At 52.2% G+C, this 23,415-nt stretch carries 14 protein-coding genes and 4 pseudogenes; 9 read left to right on the top strand and 9 right to left on the bottom strand.

Annotation, left to right across the window (positions count from 1 at the left end; all coding sequences use genetic code 11):
• Positions 1-54: 54 nt before the first annotated feature.
• Both mdtP and mdtO read right to left on the bottom strand, forming a co-directional pair.
• A pseudogene (gene mdtP / locus C1192_RS18785) lies at positions 55-1,521 on the bottom strand (multidrug efflux transporter outer membrane subunit MdtP).
• Complete coding sequence (gene mdtO / locus C1192_RS18790; RefSeq protein ID WP_038354734.1) at positions 1,518-3,575, bottom strand: multidrug efflux transporter permease subunit MdtO; 2,058 nt, start codon at positions 3,573-3,575, stop codon at positions 1,518-1,520. Before mdtO ends, mdtP begins: the two are co-directional and overlap by 4 nt.
• Positions 3,576-3,631: 56 nt before the next feature.
• Here mdtO and C1192_RS18795 point away from each other — a divergent pair, with 56 nt between their 5' ends.
• The 4 genes and pseudogenes from C1192_RS18795 to C1192_RS18810 all read left to right on the top strand — a co-directional run.
• Entirely contained in the window at positions 3,632-4,840 is a 1,209-nt protein-coding gene (locus tag C1192_RS18795) for an IS256-like element IS1414 family transposase (protein ID WP_103194764.1), read from the top strand.
• 128 nt (positions 4,841-4,968) lie between these two features.
• Positions 4,969-6,297 (top strand): IS4-like element IS4 family transposase, encoded by a 1,329-nt coding sequence (locus C1192_RS18800; RefSeq protein WP_103194760.1) that lies wholly within the window; start codon positions 4,969-4,971, stop codon positions 6,295-6,297.
• A 16-nt stretch (positions 6,298-6,313) separates the two neighbouring features.
• Positions 6,314-7,264 (top strand): annotated as a pseudogene (locus C1192_RS18805) (glycoside hydrolase family 1 protein); the annotation flags it as partial.
• Positions 7,261-7,485: pseudogene (locus C1192_RS18810) on the top strand (CAT RNA binding domain-containing protein); the annotation flags it as partial. The pseudogenes C1192_RS18805 and C1192_RS18810, both read left to right, overlap by 4 nt.
• Before the next feature lie 35 nt (positions 7,486-7,520).
• On the opposite strand, the gene C1192_RS18815 reads toward C1192_RS18810, so the two are convergent.
• On the bottom strand, positions 7,521-8,729 hold the full coding sequence (locus tag C1192_RS18815) for an IS256-like element IS1414 family transposase (RefSeq protein WP_103194764.1): 1,209 nt from the start codon (positions 8,727-8,729) through the stop codon (positions 7,521-7,523).
• A 73-nt stretch (positions 8,730-8,802) separates the two neighbouring features.
• Here C1192_RS18815 and C1192_RS18820 point away from each other — a divergent pair.
• Positions 8,803-9,423 (top strand): annotated as a pseudogene (locus tag C1192_RS18820) (BglG family transcription antiterminator); the annotation flags it as partial.
• A gap of 280 nt (positions 9,424-9,703) precedes the next feature.
• On the opposite strand, the gene C1192_RS18825 reads toward C1192_RS18820, so the two are convergent.
• The 4 genes from C1192_RS18825 to tamA form a co-directional block, all read right to left on the bottom strand.
• The gene (locus C1192_RS18825; RefSeq protein WP_103194814.1) at positions 9,704-11,032 is read right to left on the bottom strand and encodes an IS4 family transposase; all 1,329 of its coding nucleotides are present in this window, start codon (positions 11,030-11,032) and stop codon (positions 9,704-9,706) included.
• A gap of 106 nt (positions 11,033-11,138) precedes the next feature.
• Entirely contained in the window at positions 11,139-11,483 is a 345-nt protein-coding gene (locus C1192_RS18830; protein WP_001219159.1) for a gamma-glutamylcyclotransferase family protein, read from the bottom strand.
• A 2-nt stretch (positions 11,484-11,485) separates the two neighbouring features.
• Positions 11,486-15,265 carry an autotransporter assembly complex protein TamB gene (gene tamB, locus C1192_RS18835; protein WP_038355132.1) on the bottom strand — a complete coding sequence of 1,260 codons (3,780 nt, stop codon included), beginning with the start codon at positions 15,263-15,265 and terminating at the stop codon, positions 11,486-11,488.
• The gene (gene tamA, locus C1192_RS18840; protein ID WP_038355133.1) at positions 15,262-16,995 is read right to left on the bottom strand and encodes an autotransporter assembly complex protein TamA; all 1,734 of its coding nucleotides are present in this window, start codon (positions 16,993-16,995) and stop codon (positions 15,262-15,264) included. The genes tamB and tamA overlap by 4 nt, the downstream gene beginning before the upstream one ends.
• A gap of 205 nt (positions 16,996-17,200) precedes the next feature.
• On the opposite strand from tamA, the gene msrA reads away from it, so the two are divergent.
• Positions 17,201-17,839, top strand: coding sequence for a peptide-methionine (S)-S-oxide reductase MsrA (gene msrA / locus C1192_RS18850; RefSeq protein WP_016249513.1), 639 nt, complete (start codon positions 17,201-17,203; stop codon positions 17,837-17,839).
• A gap of 187 nt (positions 17,840-18,026) precedes the next feature.
• Complete coding sequence (gene paeA, locus C1192_RS18855; protein ID WP_038355134.1) at positions 18,027-19,376, top strand: polyamine export protein PaeA; 1,350 nt, start codon at positions 18,027-18,029, stop codon at positions 19,374-19,376.
• A 60-nt stretch (positions 19,377-19,436) separates the two neighbouring features.
• Here the strand turns inward: paeA and C1192_RS18860 are convergent, their stop codons facing one another.
• Positions 19,437-19,643: a DUF1107 domain-containing protein gene (locus C1192_RS18860; RefSeq protein ID WP_000689228.1), complete on the bottom strand. Its 207-nt coding sequence runs from the start codon at positions 19,641-19,643 to the stop codon at positions 19,437-19,439.
• 324 nt (positions 19,644-19,967) lie between these two features.
• Between C1192_RS18860 and C1192_RS18865 the strand changes: the two genes are divergently transcribed.
• Positions 19,968-20,525, top strand: coding sequence for a YtfJ family protein (locus C1192_RS18865; protein WP_001517647.1), 558 nt, complete (start codon positions 19,968-19,970; stop codon positions 20,523-20,525).
• On the opposite strand, the gene cysQ is transcribed toward C1192_RS18865, so the two are convergent.
• Complete coding sequence (gene cysQ, locus C1192_RS18870) at positions 20,515-21,255, bottom strand: 3'(2'),5'-bisphosphate nucleotidase CysQ (protein ID WP_000886881.1); 741 nt, start codon at positions 21,253-21,255, stop codon at positions 20,515-20,517. The two genes, C1192_RS18865 and cysQ, sit on opposite strands and share 11 nt — an antisense overlap.
• Positions 21,256-21,426: 171 nt before the next feature.
• Between cysQ and cpdB the strand changes: the two genes are divergently transcribed.
• Positions 21,427-23,370 (top strand): 2',3'-cyclic-nucleotide 2'-phosphodiesterase, encoded by a 1,944-nt coding sequence (gene cpdB / locus C1192_RS18875; protein WP_016262813.1) that lies wholly within the window; start codon positions 21,427-21,429, stop codon positions 23,368-23,370.
• Positions 23,371-23,415: the final 45 nt, after the last annotated feature.

A 23,415-nucleotide genomic window follows, 5' to 3' on the forward strand; every position in this document is an offset into this window, starting at 1 on the left:
GTTTTGACGTGACGAAACGATATGCCGCGTGACAGCCATCACGCGACGTCTGTTTTATTTCTTCTCAACGATCGGGGCAGTCTGATACCCGCCGCCCAGCGATTTCATCAACTGAATACTTTGAATCACGCGGCGACTATCCAGCATGAGTAAGGACATTTCTTCGGCAAGTACCGGCAACTGGGCTTCGGTTGCCTGTAAGCGGCTGGTTAATCCACGTCTGTAGGCGGCGTCGGCGGCGCGCTGGGTGAAGCGAGTCGCTTCTACGCGTTCTGCCTGCATCTCCCGTTCTTCATTCAGCGTTTACAAACGCGTGCCATTGACTGCAACGTCGCGCACCGCGTTCAGTACTGACTGGTTGTAACGTTCAATCATTATGTTGCTGGCGGCGCGCGTGCCTTCGAGATTGGCATTCAGGCGTCCACCGTCAAACAGCGGCAATTTCAGACCTGGTATGAAGTTGAACTGGCGGCTGGTTTTTTTGAACAAGGTGTCCAGGTGAATGGAATCCAGTCCGAAAAACGCTTTGATATCAAAGCTCGGGTAGAACAGCGCCCGTGCGGAATCCACCTGATTTAATGACGCCTGAACATACCAGCGCATGGCTTGCAGATCCGGACGTCTGGCGAGCAACTCATAAGAGAGCGTCGCCGGAATGCCAGTCTGTACTTGCGGTAACGCCACCGGTTTGATCTCTGGCATATCGTTGGCTCCCGCGCCAATCAATGCGCGCAGGGATTCTCGCGTTTCGGTGATTTGCCCTTTGACGGCAGCAATTTGTTTATCGACCGCCAGAATCTGTGCCCGCGCGCCGTGGAAAGGCACTTGCGCTTCCAGACCATGCGTCACTTTACTCTGGTGCGCTCTCACCGCGTAATCAATCACACTCCGGGTTTGTTCTAACAGATCGAGCATCTGGTAGCTGGCCTGCATACTGTAATAAAGCTGCGCCACGCCAGTGGTCAGCGATAACTCCACCGCTGCGGTTTCTGCCAGAGCCGCGTTATGCGCGCCAATGGCGGCAGCAAGCGCTGAGCGATGCACACCCCACAAATCGAGATCCAGTCCAGCAAACAAACCTACTGTAGCTTCGGTATAGTACGGCCCGTCCATTCCCAGTGCGGGCGCATCCATCGCATAAGGGCTTAAAAAGCCGTTTGCCGAAACGCGCTGGCGGTTAAGCATCCCTAACGCCGCAACCTGTAATTGTGAACCGGCATCTAACAAATCAGCTTGCGACTGCGTTTTTTCCTCCCGCAATTTCGCTTCAGCGAGGGTGTGCGAACCGCTTAACGTCCGTTGGATCAGCGCATCCAGTTGTGGATCATGAAACTGTTTCCACCACTGTGCTTGTGGCCAACCGGAACTGGCCAGATGGATATCATCGGCAAGTTTGATTTGCTCTGGTTCAAGTTGTTGATGAGGGGCTGAATCCTTACGCACCAACGCACAACCGGAAATCAGCGTCGCGCTGCCGAGAATGCTGCACAACAACAAGCGTGAAAGTTGACGATTGATCATTGAGTGGCTCCTTGTGCCTGTTCCGTGGCGGGCGTTAATGCCGGGGCAGTCCAGTCTGGCAAGTGGGCGATGAGCTGACAGACGTGTTGCTCCTGTTTTAATAAGGTGGGCAGGATGGCCTGCGAGGCAGGTGTCTCTTCAAGCGCTATCACTGGCGAATGGCTGATTGTGGTTGCCAGACCCGTGGAGTATTTCTCCAGCGCCTCAGCAAACTGGCTTGCCCTGTCCGGCTGGAGCGCGTGATCCAGTGCCTGCGCCGAGTTCCAGGTAGCGTCCCAGGCGTGAAGAAGGTCACGGCTCTGGCGAATCACTGTTTGCGAACGTTCAACCAACAAAGCACGCTCTGAGTTATCTAGTTGACGCTCCAGCGCCACACGTTGACACATCTCTTCACAGGCATTAATCGCTGCATGCAGACCAATACGAATTTGTATATAGGTACGCAGCGTTGTAGCTTCCTGCTGGCGAGGAATACGCATCAGTTTGCTTAACATACCCAGCGCGCCAGCCAGTTTTTGCGGTAGTGTGCGTGCTTCGCTTTCAGGCCAGACAAAGGTGTAAATCACTGCCGATACCGCAGTGCCGATAAGAATACCGATGGCGCGATCGCGTATTTCCACCAGGTCATACACCGGACCAAAAACGTTTTCGAGTGTGGCGAGCGCGAAGGTCACCACCATCTGCGTTCCGATATAAGAAGAACGTTCAGAGCTGGTGGCAACCCACGCCCCCAACAGGAAAATCGGTGCCAGCACAAACAGCAATTCGACAATATTGTCCAGCCAGGGGATGACTAAAATGGTCATTAGCAGCGCCAGAATTGCCCCACAAAAAGCCCCGCCAAAACGCAACGCCATCTTCTGGTACGATGAACCAACATTTGGGTTAGCGACGATCACGCAGGTCAACATACAGGTGTGAATGCCTTCCCAGTCCACGCCGCTATAGAAGGTGTAACAGATTAAACAGGCCAGCAGCGTTTTCACTGCATAGCGCATATAGTCCGGATTGGTAAAGGCATCGGGTACAAATGAAGGTGGTTTGGCGGCGGGTGTCGGCGGCGTATGCGGGTCCATCTGACCAAGCTGTAACAGCGTCTGGCAGATATTCTCCAGGTTACATTCCCGCGCCGCCATTGCTTCCTCTTCACTTAGCCGCCAGTTGCTTTCCCAGCATTGACCTTGTGCAATAGCATGTTGCAGTTTGTTGATTTCCAGGGCTAGTTTTTGCCGGAACTCAATGATTGCCAGCGAGTCAGCAAACGCGGTGGGATCGTAGCGATTCAGCGTCGAGTAAATGTAGGTTACCGTTGCCACGCAGCTTTGCCACCATGCGCTATGGGTTCGCCAGTCGGCGTCATCCGCGAGGCAAAAGACACTGAGTTTTTGCAGCGCCAGCGCCTCTCTTTCAATCCGCGTTTCAGGTAGTGGCGTGAGGCTTTCTGTCATGTGGCTTACCGCTTCATCAAGTCGGTCATTAAGTGCCTGATGCATTTGCGTGATGGCGCGGCTGGGAAACCACAACACGCCGATTAACGTCATCAATAACGTCGGGTAGAGGCCGACAACAATACACCACAGCGTTAAGCGCACGACGACTTCCGGATAATCGAGCATGGCGGGGAAGGTTTGCCCGTAAATGGCGACGATAGCGACGGCAAAAAAGACCAGCCCCAGCCGATGGGTGCGCATCAAAAACATACAGCCCATCAGGATCGGCCCGGCGATGATCAGTCTGATCAACGGTTCGCTGTAAGACCATTTGTAGATCAAAAACAGGCTGCCGATCTCCAGCACTGTGGCGACCACAAACAGGAACGCCACAAATTTGGTGTAAAACGCGTTCGACTGAATACCGTAAAACAGCACTGCCAGTGATAACGCCACGAAGGGGATCTCGAAGGTCATCGAGATTAGCACTACCAGCAGGCAGCCTACCCAGAGCTGCACGGTCTGCGGCACGCGACCTGGCCGTTGCTCGCTTAGCTCTTCATGAAAGAACGCCAGCAGCCTGACCACCGGTAATGGCAGGGAGTTGAGAGCCTGTACATAGATTTGTGTAATTGCCTGATTTTGATATGTTCAATCCAGCATCAAATGAAGGTTAATTTATGGACGAAAAACAGTTACAGGCTCTGGCTAACGAACTGGCCAAAAACCTCAAAACCCCTGAAGACCTCAGTCAGTTTGATCGGCTGCTGAAAAAGCTCAGCGTTGAAGCCGCTCTCAATGCAGAGATGACACACCATCCTGGGTATGAGAAAAATCAGTCCAGACCAGGAGCTAACTCCCGCAACGGTTTTTCCACAAAGACCGTTATCACAGGCGACGGTCCACTGGAACTGCGTACTCCGCGCGATCGTGACGGTACCTTCGAACCACAACTGGTAAAGAAAAATCAGACCCGTATTACCGGGATGGATAACCAGATCCTCTCGTTGTATGCCAAAGGGATGACCACCCGTGAGATAGCTGCTGCGTTCAAAGAACTGTATGACGCAGATGTTTCACCGGCACTGATATCAAAGGTTACCGATGCCGTGATGGAGCAGGTTGTAGAATGGCAAAACCGACCACTGGATGCTGTTTACCCCATTGTTTATCTTGACTGTATCGTCCTGAAAGTTCGGCAGGACAGTCGCGTCATCAACAAATCGGTGTTCCTGGCACTGGGCATCAATATCGAAGGTCAGAAAGAACTGCTGGGTATGTGGCTGGCCGAAAATGAAGGGGCGAAGTTCTGGCTCAATGTGCTGACTGAACTGAAAAACCGCGGTCTGAACGATATCCTCATCGCCTGTGTGGATGGCCTGAAAGGCTTCCCGGATGCCATCAACACAGTATATCCGAAGGCCCGCATCCAGTTATGCATCGTGCATATGGTGCGCAACAGCCTGCGCTTCGTGTCATGGAAGGACTACAAAGCCGTCACTCGCGACCTGAAAGCGATTTATCAGGCTCCCACGGAAGAGGCAGGCCAGCAGGCACTGGAAGCGTTCGCTGCGGCCTGGGACTGTCGCTATCCTCAGATAAGCCGAAGCTGGCAGGCTAACTGGCCGAATCTTGCCACGTTCTTCGCTTATCCAACGGACATCCGCAAAGTGATCTATACGACGAATGCCATCGAGTCGCTAAACAGCGTGATCCGCCATGCGCTCAAAAAGCGTAAAGTGTTCCCGACAGACGACTCGGTGAAAAAAGTGGTGTGGCTGGCAATCCAGTCTGCGTCCCAGAAATGGACGATGCCGTTGAAGGACTGGCGAATGGCAATGAGCCGCTTTATTATCGAGTTCGGTGACCGCCTGGACGGTCACTTCTGAGAAAAGGCATTTACACAGAATCTTAAACAGGCTCCTTTCTGGTGTAATGCCGATCAGTTAAGGATCAGTTGACCGATCCAGTGGCTGTGTAAGAATCCGGAAACGCTCACTCGTTTCCGGATTTTTTTATGCTCATTGGACAGGCCCTTGATCTGGTATCCCGTTACGATTCTCTGCGTAACCCACTGACTTCTCTGGGGGATTACCTCGACCCCGAACTCATCTCTCGTTGCCTTGCCGAATCAGGTACTGTAACGCTACGCAAGCGCCGTCTTCCCCTCGAAATGATGGTCTGGTGTATTGTTGGCATGGCGCTTGAGCGTAAAGAACCTCTTCACCAGATTGTGAATCGCCTGGACATCATGCTACCGGGCAATCGCCCCTTCGTTGCCCCCAGTGCCGTTATTCAGGCCCGCCAGCGCCTGGGAAGTGAGGCTGTCCGCCGCGTGTTCACGAAAACAGCGCAGCTCTGGCATAACACCACGCCGCATCCGCACTGGTGCGGCCTGACCCTGCTGGCCATCGATGGTGTGTTCTGGCGCACACCGGATACACCAGAGAACGATGCAGCCTTCCCCCGCCAGACACATGCCGGGAACCCGGCGCTCTACCCGCAGGTCAAAATGGTCTGCCAGATGGAACTGACCAGCCATCTGCTGACGGCTGCAGCCTTCGGCACGATGAAGAACAGCGAAAATGAGCTTGCTGAGCAACTTATAGAACAAACCGGCGATAACACCCTGACGTTAATGGATAAAGGTTATTACTCACTGGGACTGTTAAATGCCTGGAGCCAGGCGGGAGAACACCGCCACTGGATGATCCCTCTCAGAAAGGGAGCGCAATATGAAGAGATCAGAAAACTGGGTAAAGGCGATCATCTGGTGAAGCTGAAAACCAGCCCGCAGGCACGAAAAAAGTGGCCGGGGCTGGGAAATGAGGTGACAGCCCGCCTGCTGACCGTGACGCGCAAAGGAAAAGTCTGCCATCTGCTGACGTCGATGACGGACGCCATGCGCTTCCCCGGAGGAGAAATGGCGGATCTGTACAGTCATCGCTGGGAAATCGAACTGGGATACAGGGAGATAAAACAGACGATGCAACTGAGCAGGCTGACGCTGAGAAGTAAAAAGCCGGAGCTTGTGGAGCAAGAGCTGTGGGGTGTCTTACTGGCTTATAATCTGGTGAGATATCAGATGATTAAAATGGCAGAACATCTGAAAGGTTACTGGCCGAATCAACTGAGTTTCTCAGAATCATGCGGAATGGTGATGAGAATGCTGATGACATTGCAGGGCGCTTCACCGGGACGTATACCGGAGCTGATGCGCGATCTTGCAAGTATGGGACAACTTGTGAAATTACCGACAAGAAGGGAAAGAGCCTTCCCGAGAGTGGTAAAGGAGAGGCCCTGGAAATACCCCACAGCCCCGAAAAAGAGCCAGTCAGTTGCTTAACTGACTGGCATTACAGCTATGGCTGACGATTAACGAACAGAACACCATGATCCTGCATCCCGGCGCGATTGGCGTACCCGCCAATCGTGAACTGCCGGATAAGAAGGCGCTGTACCAGCAGAATCATCATATGATGCTGGCTCAGGCGCAGATCTTCGCCCTGTGCCACCGCGAATTCCCTGGGCTGCGCATCGGCCCGGCGATAAACACCACTTCGATGTACGCCGAAAGTTGCAAACCGGAAGACGCTATTGCCGCGCATAACTGGGAAACGCTGCGCTGCTGGAGTTTTTTAGATGTAGCGGTACATGGTCGCTACAACGCCCTGGCGTGGGCGTATTTGCAGGATCGCGGCCTCGCGCCGGAAATGCAGCCAGAAGATGCGCTGATTTTGCAGCAGGGGCGGCCGGATTTTATCGCCATTAACTACTACTCAACCGCGACGATTGCTGCCAGCCGGGGCGATGGTGCCGATGTTGCCCCCCGCGCGGGCGATCAACAAATTATGCTGGGCGAAGAGGGCGTTTATCGGCCAGCGGAAAATCCGTGGGTCGGCAAAACGCCTTACGGCTGGGTCGTTGATCCGGTGGGATTGCGCCTGACGCTGCGTAAAGTGTGCGAGCGCTACGGCCTGCCGATTCTGATCAGCGAAAACGGTATGGGCGCACCGGATAAGCTGGAGCATGATGGGACGGTGAATGACGATTACCGTATCGCTTTCCTTGAGGCGCACATTGAGCAAATGCGTCTGGCAATTGCTGACGGCGTCGAGCTGATGGGCTACTGCCCATGGGCAGCAATTGATGTGGTAAGCACTCACCAGGGATACGCTAAGCGCTACGGTTTTATTTATGTCGATCGCGGCGAGGATGATCTGAAGAGTTTGCAAAGGATCCGCAAACGCAGTTTCTGGTGGTATAAGGATGTCATCGCGCAAAACGGTAACCACAACGAGTCTCAGAGATGATTGTTCAGAAGGTGCTCAATAATAGCCTGGTGCTCTCCCTTGATGACGATAACAGGGAAGTTATCGTCATGGGGAAAGGTATTGGCTTCAACAGCAGACCCGGGGACGAGATCGCCCCGGAGCAGATAGAGAAGCTATTTGTAACCCAGACGCTTGACGAACGCAGCGGCTATCTTGAGGCACTTTCCGCTATACCGGATGAAGTCATCGAAATGGCTGCGAGAGCCTGTTTAAGATTCTGTGTAAATGCCTTTTCTCAGAAGTGACCGTCCAGGCGGTCACCGAACTCGATAATAAAGCGGCTCATTGCCATTCGCCAGTCCTTCAACGGCATCGTCCATTTCTGGGACGCAGACTGGATTGCCAGCCACACCACTTTTTTCACCGAGTCGTCTGTCGGGAACACTTTACGCTTTTTGAGCGCATGGCGGATCACGCTGTTTAGCGACTCGATGGCATTCGTCGTATAGATCACTTTGCGGATGTCCGTTGGATAAGCGAAGAACGTGGCAAGATTCGGCCAGTTAGCCTGCCAGCTTCGGCTTATCTGAGGATAGCGACAGTCCCAGGCCGCAGCGAACGCTTCCAGTGCCTGCTGGCCTGCCTCTTCCGTGGGAGCCTGATAAATCGCTTTCAGGTCGCGAGTGACGGCTTTGTAGTCCTTCCATGACACGAAGCGCAGGCTGTTGCGCACCATATGCACGATGCATAACTGGATGCGGGCCTTCGGATATACTGTGTTGATGGCATCCGGGAAGCCTTTCAGGCCATCCACACAGGCGATGAGGATATCGTTCAGACCGCGGTTTTTCAGTTCAGTCAGCACATTGAGCCAGAACTTCGCCCCTTCATTTTCGGCCAGCCACATACCCAGCAGTTCTTTCTGACCTTCGATATTGATGCCCAGTGCCAGGAACACCGATTTGTTGATGACGCGACTGTCCTGCCGAACTTTCAGGACGATACAGTCAAGATAAACAATGGGGTAAACAGCATCCAGTGGTCGGTTTTGCCATTCTACAACCTGCTCCATCACGGCATCGGTAACCTTTGATATCAGTGCCGGTGAAACATCTGCGTCATACAGTTCTTTGAACGCAGCAGCTATCTCACGGGTGGTCATCCCTTTGGCATACAACGAGAGGATCTGGTTATCCATCCCGGTAATACGGGTCTGATTTTTCTTTACCAGTTGTGGTTCGAAGGTACCGTCACGATCGCGCGGAGTACGCAGTTCCAGTGGACCGTCGCCTGTGATAACGGTCTTTGTGGAAAAACCGTTGCGGGAGTTAGCTCCTGGTCTGGACTGATTTTTCTCATACCCAGGATGGTGTGTCATCTCTGCATTGAGAGCGGCTTCAACGCTGAGCTTTTTCAGCAGCCGATCAAACTGACTGAGGTCTTCAGGGGTTTTGAGGTTTTTGGCCAGTTCGTTAGCCAGAGCCTGTAACTGTTTTTCGTCCATAAATTAACCTTCATTTGATGCTGGATTGAACATATCAAAATCAGGCAATTACACAAATCTATGTACAGGCTCGGCTGCGATGATTATTTCCCGTGCCAACATGCAGCTTTCGAGCAAAGTTCGTGAGCAGATTTTCTTTACCCTTGCCGATCACCTGGCTTTTGCCATCGAGCGCAGCCGCAAAGGGATCACCATTCAAAACCGCCTACTACCGGAGGTCAGGCGGTTTTATCCACAACAGTTCCACATCGCCAGCGAGGCTGTAACCATTATTCGCCAGCAGTACGGTATTGAACTACCGGAAGAGGAAGCCGGGAATATCGCTTTTCATCTTGTGAATGGTCAGAGCGAAGGCGACGACGTAGCGCAAACCATACAGTCAGTGAAAATGTTGAAGGATATTTTTAATCTCGTGCAGTACCACTTTAAGCAGGAGATCGACACTGAATCGATTAATTACTCACGTTTTCTTATCCATATGCAGTTTTTCCTTCAGCGTTTACAGGAGGGAGAACTGGATAGCTCGCGGGACAGTTTCCTGCTAGTGCAAGTGATTAAAGAGTATCCAGAAGCCTGGCAGTGTACGCTACTGATCCGCGATTATATCAAGGTTCAACTCGGTATCACCCTCAGAGGTAACGAACTGCTATGGCTCACAGTCCATCTGGTGAGGATAACTGGACTTGATGCATAAACAGGATGCCTCTGTTTAAATTGACGTATAACATTTGCTTTTGAGAACGCATCTTGCCTGTTCAGAGCCGCTTGCTGGAAATAAGCCGCTCCTGCTCATTCTCACCATTTAAATTGCGAGATGTTTTACCCCTGCGCATTAATGAACACCAGCAGCGTTTTTTATGCGTTAACAGATATAGAAAGCGACTCGGAAGGAAAAGAAACAGGCGGGAAAGTTACAAAACAGAATGCGTGTCGTCTCGCAAAACAACGCCACCCGAAGGTGTAATGCCAGTCAGTTAAGCAACTGACTGGCTCTTTTTCGGGGCTGTGGGGGATTTCCAGGGCCTCTCCTTTACCACTCTCGGGAAGGCTCTTTCCCTTCTTGTCGGTAATTTCACAAGGTGTCCCATACTTGCAAGATCGCGCATCGGCTCCGGTATACGTCCCGGTGAAGCGCCCTGCAATGTCATCCGCATTCTCATCACCATTCCGCATGATTCTGAGAAACTCAGTTGATTCGGCCAGTAACCTTTCAGATGTTCTGCCATTTTAATCATCTGATATCTCCCCAGATTATAAGCCAGTAAGACACCCCCCAGCTCTTGCTCCACAAGCTCCGGCTTTTTACTTCTCAGCGTCAGCCTGCTCAGTTGCATCGTCTGCTTTATCTCCCTGTATCCCAGTTCGATTTCCCAGCGATGACTGTACAGATCCGCCATTTCTCCTCCGGGGAAGCGCATGGCGTCCGTCATCGACGTCAGCAGATGGCAGACTTTTCCTTTGCGCGTCACGGTCAGCAGGCGGGCTGTCACCGCATTTCCCAGCCCCGGCCACTTTTTTCGTGCCTGCGGGCTGGTTTTCAGCTTCACCAGATGATCGCCTTTCCCCAGTTTTCTGATCTCTTCATATTGCGCTCCCTTTCTGAGAGGGATCATCCAGTGGCGGGGTTCTCCCGCCTGGCTCCAGGCATTTAACAGTCCCAGTGAGTAATAACCTTTATCCATTAACGTCAGGGTGTTATCGCCGGTTTGTTCTATAAGTTGCTCAGCAAGCTCATTTTCGCTGTTCTTCATCGTGCCGAAGGCTGCAGCCGTCAGCAGATGGCTGGTCAGTTCCATCTGGCAGACCATTTTGACCTGCGGGTAGAGCGCCGGGTTCCCGGCATGTGTCCGGCGGGGGAAGGCTGCATCGTTCTCTGGTGTATCCGGTGTGCGCCAGAACACACCATCGATGGCCAGCAGGGTCAGGCCGCACCAGTGCGGATGCGGCGTGGTGTTATGCCAGAGCTGCGCTGTTTTCGTGAACACGCGGCGGACAGCCTCACTTCCCAGACGCTGGCGGGCCTGAATAACGGCACTGGGGGCAACGAAGGGGCGATTGCCCCGCAGCATGATGTCCAGGCGATTCACAATCTGGTGAAGAGGTTCATTACGCTCAAGCGCCATGCCAACAATACACCAGACCATCATTTCGAGGGGAAGACGGCGCTTGCGTAGCGTTACAGTACCTGATTCGGCAAGGCAACGAGAGATGAGTTCGGGGTCGAGGTAATCCCCCAGAGAAGTCAGTGGGTTATGCAGAGAATCGTAACGGGATACCAGATCAAGGGCCTGTCCAATGTGCATAAAAAAATCCGGAAACGAGTGAGCGTTTCCGGATTCTTACACAGCCACTGGATCGGTCAACTGATCCTTAACTGATCGGCATTACACCCGAAGGTGGCGTGTTTAATTATGGCTTATCCCTGTCTAACCAGTCGCCGCTTGCAATCAGCTTTAATCCATCGACGGGTCGTTGATATACGTACATCCATGCACTCCCGTACGGCGTCTGAATCAACTGGCGCGCGTATTCACCGCCCCTGGTGCGCAAGGCATCAAGTTCGGCCAGCGTGGCGTTGTCAATACGATAAACTTCACCGTGTACCGTTCCGTTCCCCGGAACTGCGCCTGGATAGTGGCCCAGGCTATACAACTGGTAGTTATCGATACTGAAATCGCCCAGCAACTGGGCATTGGTCATCCAGTGGCTGTTGCCTTGTTTGTGGCGTAAACTGCCGTAGACAAATATTCGCATAGCTAAAACTCGAACTGATAGAGCAAATCCAGTGCCTGGTCTACACCAGACACGGCTTCCAGATATAGCTTCGGCATCAGGCGATAACGTAACGTGAGTGTTGCTATAGAGTCAAATATCCCCACGCCGTATTTCACTTGTAGGCCTGGTAATACATAGCCGCTGACCACCACCTGGGAGGAATCGCCTACCCCCTCGGTGTCGAGCGCTAAATTACTTACGCCAAATGTCTCACCGATTTTACCCACAATCTGACCACTTTGTGCAACCCCCAGACCAATCAGCATCGAGGTCATCGCCGCGCTGTCACTCTGATCGCTCTCCAGCCCTTGTCCGCGTAACAAGTAGGACAATGCCGCCTGTTGTGACATCGCCGGGTCAGAGAAGATCTCCGCTTTCGGCTCATCCGCCAGCCCGGTGACACGAACACCGGCGATCACGTCGTCTTCTGTTGCATCCGGGTTACGAATCGCTTCGATATTGAGATACGGTTGATCCGGCGGGCCAGAGAACAGCAGTTCACCTTTACGCACAATCAGATCCTGACCATAGGCATGGAAGCGACCTTCCGGAATGTTGATCTGCCCGTTCAGACCCAGACCTTGTTTGTCCTGTACGACATTGAGATCGCCCGTCAGTCGCGCTTTCAGGCCGAAGGCATCAATGCGCACATTGTTGCCAACGTGAACAATCAGGTTGCTGTTGATCGGAATCGATGCCGTTTTCGCCTCCTCCGGTTGCAGGTTATCGTTGAGCATTACCACATCGCTGGAGACGCCCACCGCACTTTCCGGTAGATCGTGCACCACAATGCGCGCCCACGGTACATCCACGCGGCCATCGAGGGTAAACAGGCTTGGTGTGGCTTCGAATACGACATCTGGCGACACATCCATGCGCACCATCGGCGGTACGGTGATCCGCACCTTACTGCCTTTTGCCGTCACCCGCGCACGCCAGTTTTCAATCTGACTCCAGTCAGCATCACCGTTCAGGTAAATTTCCCCCTGCTGGGTTCGCACAGTGCCCGCCAGCGTCGAGCGCATACCGTTAAAGTTGACCGCAAGCTGGCTCGGCTGCATATCAAACGGCATAAAGTTGCCATCGATATCCACACCAGTGACCTGGAGCTGACCAAACAACTGCGGGCTCTGCACATCACCGCCCAGACGTAAGTTGGCGCTCACCATACCCGCCGCTTTTTCACCACGCGTAAAGATGGGGTTTACCATCGCGAGGTTGAAGTTACGGATATTCACGTTGCCGCCGAGGTTACGCCGCCCTTGTGGATCGGTTACCTGCACCTGACCATCAAACTGACCGTTATTAGTCAGACGGATTGTCCAGCCCAGCTCGGCACGGTTATTACGCAACTCCGCCGTCAGGTTCAGCGTCTGAAACGCTACTGGCAGCGCCGCATCGTTGACGGTTTGCGTCACCTGCACGTTACGCCCGGAAAGAGTAACACTGCCCTGCGGCAGCCCTTCTTTGGTGGTATCCCAGGCGACATCCGCTTTACCTGTAAAGATACCGCTGGCCTGAGTGGTTTCCGGCATAAACGGCTTCAGCATTGCCAGGTCGAAACGGTTGAGATTCACCACCGCACGCCCTTCAGCCCCGGCATCAATGGTTTGCGGCACGCACAGTTCCGCATTCGGGTTAAGCCAGCAGTGTGGCCCGATGCTGATTTTTTGCTCCTGATTGCGGTAGTCCAGTACGATATCACGCGTCAGCGACCACGGGCCGACCGGCGTCCGGAAGCGCGTATTGCTAAGTGTTCCCTTCCAACGTTCTTCTTTGCGATCAAAACTCCCTGCCAGATTGAGCTGCCCGGAAACCGGCTCGCCCTGAATCCGCAGTTGTAACTCGTGCTGCTTTTCGCTGCCTTTCGCGTTCAGAGTGACGAGGTTGATATTCACATCCGGCTGCGAGATTTGCTCAACGCGCACGTCGAGTTTACCCGCAATCTGATCGGTGGATTTGATATCGCCTTCCACACGAACCTGCGCTACGGAGAGTTCCTGCCAACGCAAACCGCGCGCGGTAATATCTGCCAGTAGTTGTGGCGCTTCCACAGTACCGCGTACTTTCACCAACCCTTTCGCTGTACCGCCCAGTCCTGGTAGCGCATTATCCAGCCCCGGCGCGTTGATGGTGGCATCAAGATTGAGATCTTTTACCCCCAACTCGCCTTTCACTTCGGCACTGTTTGGCCCCAGTTCCAGATGCAGACCTGGGATCGTCCACTGCATATAACTGTTGCCTTTCAGCGTTCCGTCAACGTTCACTTTGTTCTGTTTAACATTGCCGGTCAGCTTCAACTCTGGTACGTCCATCTGCCAGGTGCCGCCGTACAGGCTGCCTCGGGTTTTGATCAAACCATTGAGTTTTGACGGCCACTCCGGGAACTCTTTCGCAGTGTTAATGCCGTTAAGCGTTAACTCACCACGCCAGCTAATCGCCTGCTGCCAGTCGAGTAACGCTTTCAACTCGGTTTTCCCTTCCAGCGCTGCGACGGTAAGTTTGTCGAGATTAACCTGCTGTTCATTGCCCTTTGCATCGAGGGTAATGGTCGCTGGCGGGATCTCATGCCCCTTCACCGCCATGTGCATAGAGAGCGTGTAATCAGTCATTTTTCCGGTGAGTTTCAGTTTCAGATCATCCGCCTGATACTGCTTCTCGCCAGTAAACGGCCAGTAAAGCTGTTTGCTGTTTACTTCCACGTTGAGCGGCAATCCGACTTCTGCCAGCCGCGTCTGGGCGCGCAGATCCATATCCACCGGACCGGAAAGATTAACGCCAATCTCCAGTTGTTCGCGCAGCGCACCACCCACTTTCAGCTTCACTTTTTCGCCTTTTAGTGGCTCCACGTTCAGTGTGCTATTGAGGGTGATATCTACCGGCCAGTTATTGGACAGTTGCGCCGTGCCACTGGCATTAACGCTCCCCTGATTAGAGTCGATATCAAGTGCGTCCAGTTTGGTATTGCCATCGATGCTACTGACTTTCAGCAGCATGGTGTGCACGGTGATGTCCGTGTCGCCCGTCACGCGCAGTTGCTCACCCTTAAACTCTTCAATGTTCAGGTTGAGCGGCAAATGTACGTCGGTCATCTCCGGTAATACCGGGCGAGAAAAGAGATCTTTCAGCGTTTCGCCCAGCGGTTTTTCATCCGGCTGCGGATTTTCAATCTTCGGTTCGACAACTTCTTCCTGCGCCACTTCTGCCACTTTCGGCAGGGCAATCAACAGCCCTTTCAGCGATGTCGGTTTCAGGGTCAGGTTTTTCTCTTGCCAGTTCAGACCGGAGGTGAAGTCCATCACCGACACCGTAGTGTCATCAATCTTAATGTTGACGTTATCCAGCGCTACCCGCGTCAGGGTGATGGGATATGGCGTAGAGAGATCCAGCGGCCCGCTATCTTCCTCTTCCTCCGCTTGCTCTGAAGGGGGCATTTTTTTACTGTCGATGTTGACCTGAATATCCTTCAGTGCCAAATCGTTAATACAAACACTGCTGTCCCACAGGCACTCCAGCCCGACCGCCAGATGCAGATTGCCCGCTTTTACCGCCACGCCTGGCTGCTCATAACGAACGTCAGACAAGGTAAGGTCGCGCCAGCCGCCAGTGACCTTGCCAATATCCAGCCCTGGCACCCAGCGGTCCGCCGCTTTAAATACCAGATGCAGGCCGCTGGTGGTGCCCACCAGAAACGCCACTGATCCCAGCAACAGTAAAATAACGATGACTACGCCGAGGCTGATTTTTTTCCATAAACTCATAATTCTGGCCCCAGACCGATGTAAAACTGTAAACCATGCTCGTCTTTGTCAGCGACCGGAACGGCGAAATCGAGCTTGATCGGCCCGACCGGCGATTCCCAACGCACGCCAACCCCGGTGCCGGTTTTAAAGTCACTGCGGCGAATATCGCTTACCGCTTCGCCGCTATCGACAAACACCGCGCCCCACCATTTTCCGGTCACGTTGTACTGATACTCCAGCGATCCGGTAATCAGCTTTGATGCCCCTTTCAGGTCACCATTGGCGTATTTCGGAGCGATCGATTTGTATTTATAGCCGCGAATACTGCGGTCGCCCCCGGCGAAGAAACGTAAATCCGGCGGTACTTTGTCGAAGTCACCGGTTTCAATCCAGCCCAGCGTGCCGCGAGTGACAAAGCGATGGCGATCGTAAAGTGTGCGGATCCAGACGTTCTGCGCCTGGAATACGGAGAAATCGACGTCCGATCCCCAGGCGGTGTTGGAGTAGTCGATAGAGTAACGCTGCGAGTCGCCCCAGGTCGGCATCAGGCCGCCGCGTGATCGCGTCCGGCTAATCATGACCCCAGGATAAAACAGCATCGTGGTGTTAGTGATTTCACCCTGAGTAAAGTGGTCGAGACTCCAGCGCAGGTTAATGGCACGCTGCCAGCCACTGGAAAGATCCCAGTAACGGGAAGCAACCAGGGTGGTGGAATCGGATTCGGTATCATTCAGATCAGTACGCTTAAAACCACCCTGTACCAGATAGTATTGTTCCAGTGGGTTCTTAAGCAGCGGCATTTTATAACTAAAATCGAGAGTCTGTTCCGGTGCAGAGATACTTGTGCTGGTGGTCAGGCTGTGACCGTAAGAGTTCATCCACGGCTTTTTCCACGAGGCTTTAACTCGTGGGCCAACGTCCGTTGAGTACCCGACCCCGGTTTCAATGGTGTTTTCCGTGCGCGGCGAAACGACGCCAGTCAGTGGCAATACTTTAGTTTCTCGCGCTTTATCAAACTGCGGTGCAACCACCACCGAGTTAAACCAACCAGTAGCGGAGAGACGGCGGTTCAGTTCCGCCAGATCTTTAGATTCGTACTCATCGCCCTCTTTAAACGGCACCAGATTTTGCAGGTACTCATCGCGGATCTGTGATCCTTCGAAGGTCACATGCCCAAAGCGGTAGCGTTCGCCACTGTTGTAATCAATATCCCAGTAGGCTTTATGCAAGCCAAGTGCGATACCCAACTGTGCTTTGGTAAATTCGCTATCGAAATAGCCTTTACGCAACGCGATGCTGGTTAAGGACTTTTTGAAATTTTCGTAGTCGCCCTGATTCAGCACCGTGCCTATAGCCGGGCGGGTATCGAGCAACTTCAAATAGTCTTTATCAGTCCGCGCACCGCCGCGCAAAACTACATCAGTGCCGCCAATCAACACCGGCACGCCGGGCGTGACTTTGGCGATCAACACCTGCCGCCCCTTCTTTGGCGGTGGTCGGAGATCAAATTCAATGATCGGCTGGTAATAGCCCAGCGCCTTCAGACCTTCGCGGATAGCATCATCAACACGTGCGCGAAAGCGCCGATCTGGCGTAACTTCATCACTTTCAATCGTAGAAAGCTGCGCACGAACGTTCTTTTCTAGCTGCCCCGATAACCCTTCGACCTGTAGACGGACGTTCGCGGCGACGGCAGCTTCGCTAAAGCAGAGTAAGCTTACACAGCATAACTGTCGGATATAGCGCACATTTTCTCCTGAATATCCTTTGTTCCTGCCCCTGGAACTCCGTTAAACGGCTTAACAAAAATCCAGCCATATGGATTTAAAAGCAGACTAAACCCAAAATATTTCTTATGGTTTACTTTATACACATTCACGGGGGTTATTGTGTGCAAATACGTCTCTTGTTACAACCTAATCCCCAAAGGCCGACTTTCGGGAGAGCAACACTATGAGTTTATTTGATAAAAAGCATCTGGTTTCCCCCGCCGATGCCCTTCCTGGACGTAATACCCCGATGCCTGTAGCCACATTGCATGCGGTCAACGGCCACTCAATGACCAATGTGCCTGACGGAATGGAGATCGCCATTTTTGCTATGGGCTGTTTCTGGGGCGTGGAACGCCTTTTCTGGCAACTTCCCGGTGTTTACAGCACTGCCGCAGGCTATACCGGCGGTTACACGCCAAACCCGACCTATCGGGAAGTGTGTTCTGGTGATACCGGCCACGCCGAAGCGGTACGCGTGGTTTACGATCCGTCAGTGATCAGCTACGAACAACTGTTACAGGTATTCTGGGAGAATCACGATCCCGCACAAGGGATGCGTCAGGGCAATGACCACGGCACGCAGTATCGTTCCGCAATTTACCCGCTGACACCAGAACAGGACGCTGCCGCCCGCGCCAGTCTGGAACGTTTTCAGGCCGCAATGCTCACCGTCGGTGACGATCGCCAGATAACCACCGAGATCGCCAACGCTACACCGTTTTATTATGCCGAAGATGACCACCAACAATATCTGCACAAAAACCCATATGGCTATTGTGGAATTGGTGGGATCGGCGTTTGCCTGCCGCCTGAAGCGTAGCAATAAAAGGCTGAACTAAAGCGAAATGAAGCAAAAATTTAACCCTCTGGCGACTTTACAGAACCTTACGCTATACTAGCCACTGAAAATGTCGGTTCACTCTCTTCGAACCGGCTTTCAATGTGTATTTCGCACAAATTAATCAACTTCCCCTTCCGAGGATCTGACCTGAACGGTCGGATAAGATATGTTAAACAGTATTTTAGTCATACTATGCTTGATCGCTGTGAGTGCGTTCTTCTCGATGTCCGAGATCTCGCTTGCCGCCTCACGCAAAATCAAACTTAAACTGCTGGCTGATGAAGGCAATATAAACGCCCAGCGCGTTCTGGATATGCAGGAAAATCCCGGCATGTTCTTTACCGTGGTGCAAATTGGTCTGAACGCGGTGGCGATACTCGGTGGTATCGTCGGTGATGCGGCGTTCTCTCCGGCTTTTAACAGCCTGTTCTCTCGCTATATATCAGCGGAACTCTCTGAGCAACTGAGCTTTATTCTCTCTTTCTCATTAGTGACTGGCATGTTTATTCTGTTTGCGGATTTAACCCCGAAACGCATCGGTATGATTGCGCCAGAAGCTGTGGCTTTGCGTATCATCAACCCGATGCGCTTCTGCCTGTTCGTCTGCACCCCTCTGGTGTGGTTTTTCAACGGCCTGGCAAACATGATCTTCCGTATCTTTAAATTGCCGATGGTACGTAAAGATGACATCACTTCTGATGACATCTACGCGGTGGTAGAAGCCGGTGCACTGGCTGGAGTACTGCGTAAACAGGAACACGAGCTGATCGAAAACGTGTTTGAACTGGAATCCCGTACCGTGCCGTCTTCCATGACGCCGCGTGAAAACGTGATTTGGTTCGATCTCCATGAAGATGAGCAAAGTCTGAAGAATAAAGTGGCGGAGCATCCGCACTCAAAATTCCTCGTCTGTAATGAAGATATCGACCACATCATCGGCTATGTGGACTCGAAAGATCTGCTGAACCGCGTGCTGGCCAATCAAAGTCTGGCACTGAATAGCGGCGTGCAGATTCGCAACACGCTGATCGTGCCTGACACTCTGACCCTCTCTGAGGCGCTGGAAAGTTTTAAAGCTGCGGGTGAAGACTTTGCGGTAATCATGAACGAGTACGCCCTGGTGGTGGGGATAATTACCCTCAACGACGTGATGACCACGTTGATGGGCGATCTGGTCGGTCAGGGGCTGGAAGAACAGATTGTCGCGCGTGATGAGAACTCATGGCTAATCGATGGCGGTACGCCGATTGACGACGTGATGCGTGTGCTGGATATTGACGAGTTCCCGCAGTCGGGCAACTACGAAACCATCGGCGGCTTTATGATGTTTATGCTGCGTAAGATCCCGAAACGCACCGATTCAGTGAAACTCTCCGGCTACAAATTTGAAGTGGTGGATATCGATAACTACCGCATCGACCAACTGCTGGTGACGCGGATCGACAGCAAAGCCACCGCCCTTTCACCGAAACTGCCTGACGCTAAAGATAAAAATAAAGAAGAAAGCGTCGCATAACCCCAGAAACATCAACGGCTCCTGAATCAGGAGCCGTCTTATTACTGCATAGCACGCTGGTTAAGCCATCTCTGTTTGCAGACGCATAACCTGACGGTTAACTTCGGACATCACTGACAAATGCAGCTTATCCTTCACTTTTGGGATAAGAATCTTACCCTTATCAAATTCAAAAGCGCCAACGTCCTTGATGTATAACCGTCCACGGAACAGGATTTTCACGTACTTCGCCACCTGCAGTGGGTTGTACCGTTGGAAAATTTTCATTGTTATCTCCTGCTGAGTATTACGCCTTTGTGGTGCCACAATCGGCCCAACTATTATGAGGCGCAAATTTTAATGCCTGATGACTATAGTCTATCGCTGCAATGTTTCCAGTGTGTATAAAGTTTTTTACCTTAACGTTACAGTTATTCAGAATTATCTTTTCACCTAACCACAATCTTCAGTATAAGCATTCATTTTTCATATGATTTGTGCGCTTGTCCGCAAACTGGCACCACACTTGCGGGAAATTCGATAAATAGCACATATGATTAAAAGTCCGCCCCAAGTGGTCGGATCACCTGCATACGATAAGAAGGAAACACTATGACCCTACGCAAGATTCTCGCGCTGACTTGCTTGCTACTGCCGATGATGGCCTCCGCGCATAAATTCGAAACCGGTCAGCGAGTACCACCAATTGGCATTGCCGATCGTGGCGAGTTAGTACTTGATAAAGATCAGTTTAGCTACAATACCTGGAACAGCGCACAGTTAGTGGGGAAAGTGCGGGTACTGCAACATATTGCCGGTCGCACCTCCGCAAAAGAGAAAAATGCGACGCTGATTGAAGCGATTAAATCGGCAAAACTGCCGCATGATCGCTACCAGACGACCACCATTGTGAACACCGACGACGCTATCCCCGGTTCAGGTATGTTTGTACGTAGCAGCCTGGAGAGCAATAAAAAGCTCTATCCGTGGTCACAGTTTATTGTCGACAGCAACGGCATCGCACGCAGCGCCTGGCAGTTGGATGAAGAGAGTTCCGCCATTGCAGTGCTGGATAAAGACGGTCGCGTGCAATGGGCAAAAGATGGAGCGCTCACTCAGGAAGAGGTGCAGCAAGTGATGGACTTGCTGCATAAGTTGCTTAATAAATAGAAACCCGGAACCCTGGATTCAGGAAGGATTCACGCGGAGTGTAATCCAGCGGTTTCCCCTGCCAGTCGTGGACGTGTGCTCCGGCAGCGGCAGCCACAGCATGACCGGCAGCGGTGTCCCAAATATTGGTTGGCCCAAAACGCGGGTAGAGCTGAGCCTGCCCTTCCGCCACCAGGCAAAATTTCAGTGAAGAACCGATGGATGTCGTCTGGTGTTCGCCAAGCTGTTGCAGATACTCTTTCAGCTCCGCATCCGCATGGGAACGGCTAATGACGACCAGAGGCGGGCGAGCGTCGCGTACCTGAATCTGCTTGCGCACGCCGCACTCTTCTTTCCAGGCTTTTCCTTCCTCCGCGCTGTACATTACGTTCATTACCGGCGCATACACCACACCTAATATCGGTTTGCCTTTGTCGATCAGCGCAATGTTAACGGTAAATTCGCCATTTCGTTTAATAAACTCTTTGGTGCCGTCCAGCGGATCCACCAGCCAGTAACGTTGCCAGTGCTGGCGGACTTCCCAACCGGGAGGATCTTCTTCAGAAAGAACGGGGATATCCGGCGTCAGTTTACGTAATCCTTCCATGATTACGGTATGCGCGGCGATATCTGCCGCCGTCACCGGAGAGTCATCTGCTTTGTTGGCGACGTCCATCGGTTTAGTCCCGTCGTAGACCTGCATAATGGCATCGCCCGCAATCCGTGCAAGCTGGCATACTTGATCTAACATTCTCCACCTCGTCTCTGTGAGCGGCGTTAACTTATTGTTTTACTTATACCCCATCGCTATAGAATCCGCCAACTGTGATGGCGTCATCGTTTCCTGATTTATTATTTATGGCATCCTTCACGCTCCGTATGAAAGACGTTTTATCTTCTCGTTCATAAAAGGATGTCCCTTATGATTAAGTTTAGCGCAACGCTCCTGGCCACGCTGATTGCTGCCAGCGTGAATGCGGCAACAGTCGATCTACGCATAATGGAAACCTCTGATTTGCATAGCAACATGATGGATTTCGATTATTACAAAGACACATCCACAGAAAAATTTGGGCTGGTACGCACCGCGAGCCTGATTAATGACGCGCGCAATGAAGTGAAAAATAGCGTGTTGGTCGATAACGGTGACCTGATTCAGGGCAGCCCGCTGGCGGATTACATGTCGGCTAAAGGATTAAAAGCCGGTGATATTCATCCGGTCTATAAGGCGCTGAATACGCTGGATTATACCGTCGGCACACTCGGCAATCATGAATTTAATTACGGTCTGGATTACCTGAAAAATGCGCTGGCGGGGGCGAAATTCCCCTATATAAATGCCAATGTCATTGACGTAAAAACCAACCAGCCGATGTTTACACCGTATTTAATTAAAGACACCGAAGTAGTCGATAAAGACGGGAAAAAGCAAACGCTGAAAATTGGCTATATCGGCGTCGTGCCACCGCAGATTATGGGATGGGATAAAGCCAATTTATCCGGCAAAGTTACCGTTAACGATATTACCGAAACAGTGCGCAAGTACGTGCCGGAAATGCGCGAGAAAGGTGCCGATGTCGTTGTCGTTCTGGCGCATTCTGGTCTGTCTGCCGATCCGTATAAAGTAATGGCGGAAAACTCAGTTTATTATCTCAGTGAAATTCCGGGCGTTGATGCCATTATGTTTGGTCATGCCCATGCCGTCTTCCCGGGCAAAGATTTTGCTGATATCAAAGGCGTAGATATCGCCAAAGGTACGATTAACGGTGTTCCGGCGGTAATGCCAGGCATGTGGGGCGATCATCTCGGCGTGGTCGATCTGCAACTCAATAATGACAGCGGGAAATGGCAGGTGACGCAAGCAAAAGCGGAAGCTCGCCCGATTTACGATGTCGCCAATAAAAAATCACTCGCCGCTGAAGACAGCAAGTTGGTTGCAACGCTGAAAGCCGATCACGATGCCACACGCCAGTTTGTCAGCAAACCTATCGGGAAATCCGCCGACAATATGTATAGCTATCTGGCGCTGGTACAGGACGATCCGACGGTGCAGGTGGTGAACAACGCGCAAAAAGCGTATGTCGAACATTACATTCAGGGCGATCCGGATCTGGCAAAACTGCCGGTGCTCTCTGCCGCTGCGCCGTTTAAAGTTGGCGGTCGCAAGAACGATCCTGCCAGCTATGTAGAAGTGGAAAAAGGCCAACTGACTTTCCGTAATGCCGCCGATCTCTATCTCTATCCCAATACGCTGATTGTGGTAAAAGCCAGCGGCAAGGAAGTTAAAGAGTGGCTGGAGTGCTCCGCCGGGCAGTTTAACCAGATAGATCCCAACAGCACTAAACCGCAGTCATTAATCAACTGGGATGGCTTCCGTACCTATAACTTTGATGTGATTGACGGCGTGAATTATCAGATTGATGTTACCCAGCCAGCCCGCTATGACGGTGAATGTCAGGTGATTAATGCCAATGCGGAAAGGATTAAGAATCTGACCTTTAATGGTAAACCGATTGATCCGGACGCAATGTTCCTGGTTGCTACCAATAATTATCGTGCATACGGTGGCAAATTTGCCGGAACAGGCGACAGCCATATCGCCTTTGCGTCGCCGGATGAGAACCGTTCGGTGCTGGCAGCGTGGATTGCTGAAGAGTCGAAGCGTGCAGGAGAAATTCACCCAGCGGCAGATAATAACTGGCGTTTAGCGCCGATTGCCGGTGATAAAAAACTGGATATTCGTTTTGAAACGTCCCCGTCCGATAAAGCCGCAGACTTTATTAAAGAGAAGGGTCAGTATCCGATGAATAAAGTCGCGACTGATGATATCGGGTTTGCGATTTATCAGGTGGATTTGAGTAAGTAAGACACACCGTTTTCGGTCTACACATCATGCATCGCATCCGGCACT

Origin of the sequence: Escherichia marmotae (assembly GCF_002900365.1) — a bacterium.
Classification (GTDB): Bacteria; Pseudomonadota; Gammaproteobacteria; order Enterobacterales; family Enterobacteriaceae; genus Escherichia; species Escherichia marmotae.